Annotated in this window: 1 pseudogene; it reads right to left on the bottom strand. The window is 70.0% G+C overall.

Annotated elements, in window-relative coordinates:
* Positions 1 to 968: pseudogene (locus QZH66_RS17000) on the bottom strand (cell surface protein); the annotation flags it as partial.

The raw sequence follows: 968 nt of genomic DNA, 5'->3' as shown, positions 1-968 counted from the left end.
TGCCGCTGCCGAAGGCCGAGGCGCCATTGCCGATGGCATTGGTCGCCTCGCCGGCGGCGGTGGCGTTGTCGCCTTCCACATACGCGCCGGCATCGCTGTCATCGCTGCCGCTGGCCTGGAAATACCTGCTGGTGGTGTTGGCGGTAGCGGCCACCGCATTGAGCTGGTCCAGGTTCACCGCATCGGTGCCTTCGGTACCGGCGGCAACGCTGGTGATCTGGCGGGTCAAGCCATATTCGACCGCACCCACCGAGACGGTATCGACCCGGTCGGCAAACGAGCCCGCGCCCAACGCCACGCTGCCGACCGCCACCGCGGCCGAGTTCGAACCCAGCGCGCTGCTGAAGTCTGCCACGGCGGTGCTGAAAGCCCCCATGGCGATGGACGCCTCGCCATAACTCTCGGCGCCACGACCGATCGAGCTGCTGCCCATTCCAACAGCAAAGGCCCCACCGCCAATCGCAGTGGCACCGTCGGCCACCGCCGCACTCAGCCCGCCCACCGCCGTGGCCGCCCCGTTCTCGCTTTCGGCCGTGGCCGAGGCCCCGATCGCCACGTCAGCGAGCCCGAACGCCATCGCACTTTGCCCCAGCGCCACACTGGCATCGCCAAACGCCATGCTGGCCTGGCCGAAGGCACTGGCGCCGAGACCGAACGCCATCGCCTCGTTACCGACTGCCGTAGTGGCATTGGCCACGGCCAGACTGCCACTGCCCAGCGCCGTGGCGTAGTCACCCTCGGCCTGCGCGGCAAACCCGACCGCGGTGGCGCCAGCGCCGATGGCCGCGCTTTCCGCACCCAGTGCCGTGGCCCCTTCACCGTCAGCGGTACTGAAGAACCCCAGCGCGGTCGACTCGGCACCCTCGGCCGAAGCCAGCGCACCAGTGGCCACGCTGCCATCGCCGGTGGCCTGCGCCAGCGCACCGGTGGCCGTGCTCAATTCGCCGGCGGCCACGCTTTCGGTGCCG

This window comes from Stenotrophomonas sp. YIM B06876, assembly GCF_030711595.1.
Taxonomy (GTDB): Bacteria; Pseudomonadota; Gammaproteobacteria; order Xanthomonadales; family Xanthomonadaceae; genus Stenotrophomonas.
This window is presented reverse-complemented; position numbering and strand designations above follow the sequence as displayed.